The sequence below is a fragment of the Actinosynnema sp. NPDC059335 genome (genome assembly GCF_042752395.1).
Classification (GTDB): Bacteria; Actinomycetota; Actinomycetes; order Mycobacteriales; family Pseudonocardiaceae; genus Actinosynnema.
The window spans coordinates 34,785-37,501 of sequence record NZ_JBHYXZ010000050.1 but is presented as its reverse complement, the minus strand read 5'-3'; the positions used below and the strand labels follow the sequence as shown (position 1 = coordinate 37,501).

Genomic DNA, 2,717 nt, shown 5'->3' with positions numbered 1-2,717 from the left:
CGGTGCGCCGAGGAACACGAACAGCGCCGCCGCGGCCCGCCCCAACGTGCGGCCGCCGGGGTGGGCCCCGATCCCGTGCGGGGGGGGGGTCACGGGCGGGGGGTGTGGCAGACGCACGCGGCCGCGGGGGCCCGCCCCCCCCCGCGCCCCTCGACGCCACCCGGCGCTTCCTCGACCAGGGATTCGACTCGCTCGCGTCGGTCGGGATGGGCCGACGACTCGCCGCCGCGACGGGCCTGACCCTTTCGCCGCAGGTCGTCTTCGAACACCCCACCGCCGAGGACCTGGCCCGTTACCTGGGCACGCTCATCGACGCGGCGTCGCGCCACCCCTCGGCGGTGCGCCCCGTCGGCGGCGGAGCGGGGGAACTCCTCGGCGACGGCTCGACCGGGGTCCGCGGCCTCTACCGGCACGCGTGCGTGATCGGCAAGGTCATCGAGGGCGTGGGGCTCCTCCGCGCCGCCGCGAAGCTGCGGCCCACCTTCCGCACGGTCGCCGAGTTCGGCAGGCCGGTCGCGCCGGTCGCGCTCGCCTCGGGACCCGCGCCCACCGCCCTGGTGTGCGTGCCGTCGATGGTCGCCCCCTCGGGGCCGCACCACTTCGCACGCCTGGTGCCGCACCTGCACGGGCTCCGCGACGTCTACGTGCTGACACTGCCCGGTTTCGGCGACGGCGAACCGCTGCCGGCCGAGCCCGGCCTCGTCATCGACCTGCACGCCGACGCCGTCCAGCGGAGCTTCCCCGACCGGCCCGTCGCGCTCGCCGGGTACTCCTCGGGCGGATGGCTGGCGCACGCGGTCGCCGCGCGCTTGGAGGAGCGCGGCACGCGGGCGGCGGCGGTGGCGCTGCTCGACACCTGGCTGCCGGAACACCGCATCCCGGAGGCGGACGTCGAGGAGGAGTTGCGCGGCATCGCCGTCAACGACCAGGCTTTCGCCCTCATGACCGAGGAACAGGTCACCGCGCAGGGCGCCTACCTGGACCTGTTCGGCGACTGGCAGCCGAGCGCCGTCACCACACCCGTCGTGCTGGTCCGCGCCCGGGAGCGCATGCCCCGGCGACCCGACGACGGAACGGGCGCGGCGGGCAGCGGCTGGACGGCGGAATGGAACCTCGAGCACGAGACCGTGGACGCGCCCGGCAACCACCAGACGATGATGAACGACCACGCCGGGTCCACCGCCCAAGTGCTCCACGACTGGCTCCACGAGCAGGAGCAGCACCGCTGACGGCCGCGGTTCCTTCCCTGTCCCGGTGATGCCCGTGACACAGTCGGCGTCGCGTGAGGGCGCTTGCCTCCTCACGGCCGGCCGTCCGCCAGAGCCGACAAACGCGCCCGCCCGGGGGCGCCGGCCGCACCTGAGGGCTGACGGTACCCGGACCGGCTCTGGCCGCGGCTCCACCGATCAGAAATGCTCCGCCACGTCGTCAGTTCCGGTAGCCCCCTCGCACCGGTGGAAGGATTGACGACCATGACCGACGCCAGACCGCTGGGCGCCGCCGAGGCCACGTTCATCGCGGCGGTCCGCGCCGGCGACACGGCGCGGTTCGCGCTCGTCACGGAGCGCCACCGGCGTGAGCTGCAGGTGCACTGCTACCGGATGCTCGCGAACTACGAGGACGCCCAGGACATGACGCAGGAGACGTTCCTGCGAGCGTGGAACAAGCGGGAGTCGTTCAAGGGCCACGCCGCGCTGCGGACCTGGCTGTACCGGATCGCGACGAACGCCTGCCTCGACTTCCTGGAGAAGCGCGACAACCGGACACCCGAACCGTACGGGCTGCCGGACCCCGGCTCCGAGGTGCTGCACCTGCAGCCGTACCCCGACCGGATGCTCCCCGCGGACCCGCTGGAATCGGTGGTGGCGCGGGAGACGGTCGAGCTGGCGTTCATCGTCGCCGTCCAGCACCTGCCGCCGCGGCAGCGGGCGGTGTTGATCCTGCGGGACGTCCTCGGCTGGCCGGCGTCGAAGGCGGCCGACGCCCTCGAGCTGACCGTCGCATCGGTGACCAGCGCACTGCAGCGGGCGCGCGTGACGATGCGCGAGCACCTGCCCGGGCGCCGCCTCGACTGGCGGAGCCCTGCCACTCACGAGCTGTCGGATGACGAGCGCGGCGTGGTGAAGGCGTACATCGACGCCCATGAGCGCAACGACCTCGACGGGTTGATGTCCCTGCTGCGCGACGACCTGCGCTTCGCGATGCTGCCCGATCCGGGCACCGTGATCACGGGGGCCGGGGACGCGGTGGACGGCTGGATCTCCGGCGGGCTCTTCCGGCGCGGCTACGACGACTGGCGCTGTATCGCCACGACGGTCAATCGCATGCCTGCCGCCGCGCTGTACCTCCGTGCCCCCGGCGACCCGGAGCACCGGCTGTTGAACATCGCGGTCCTGCACATCGCCGACGGGAAGATCGCCGAACTCACCGGATTCGACGCCACCGACAAACCCTGGCTGGGCCTGCCCCCGACACTGTGACCACAAGGGCCCCGCTCGTCCACGAGTCCAGCACCCGGGCCGCCGTCACCGAAGTCACCACGGGATGAGCACCCCGACCCGCTGAACACCAACGCGAACACCGTCGCCCCGCCGGCGTCGCCGACGGGGCGCCACCACGTCCCGGAGCATCCGTCACGATCGGCGACCTGTCGCTGATACCCCTATCCGAGCCCCCGAGACACCTCCGTATCGGGGATGGCGGGGGAGGGGTGGAGA

At 73.2% G+C, this 2,717-nt stretch carries 2 protein-coding genes; both read left to right on the top strand.

Annotated elements, in window-relative coordinates; translation table 11 throughout:
• Positions 1–2: 2 nt before the first annotated feature.
• Positions 3–1,229 (top strand): alpha/beta fold hydrolase, encoded by a 1,227-nt coding sequence (locus ACFXGA_RS17890; RefSeq protein ID WP_378089137.1) that lies wholly within the window; start codon positions 3–5, stop codon positions 1,227–1,229.
• A gap of 243 nt (positions 1,230–1,472) precedes the next feature.
• Positions 1,473–2,480 carry an RNA polymerase subunit sigma-70 gene (locus ACFXGA_RS17885; protein WP_378089134.1) on the top strand — a complete coding sequence of 336 codons (1,008 nt, stop codon included), beginning with the start codon at positions 1,473–1,475 and terminating at the stop codon, positions 2,478–2,480.
• The last annotated feature ends 237 nt before the right edge of the window (positions 2,481–2,717 follow it).

Coding starts and splice junctions, on each gene's coding strand:
- ACFXGA_RS17885 (WP_378089134.1), top strand. CDS start 1,473: ATGACCGACGCCAGACCGCTGGGCGCCGCCGAGGCCACGTTCATCGCG.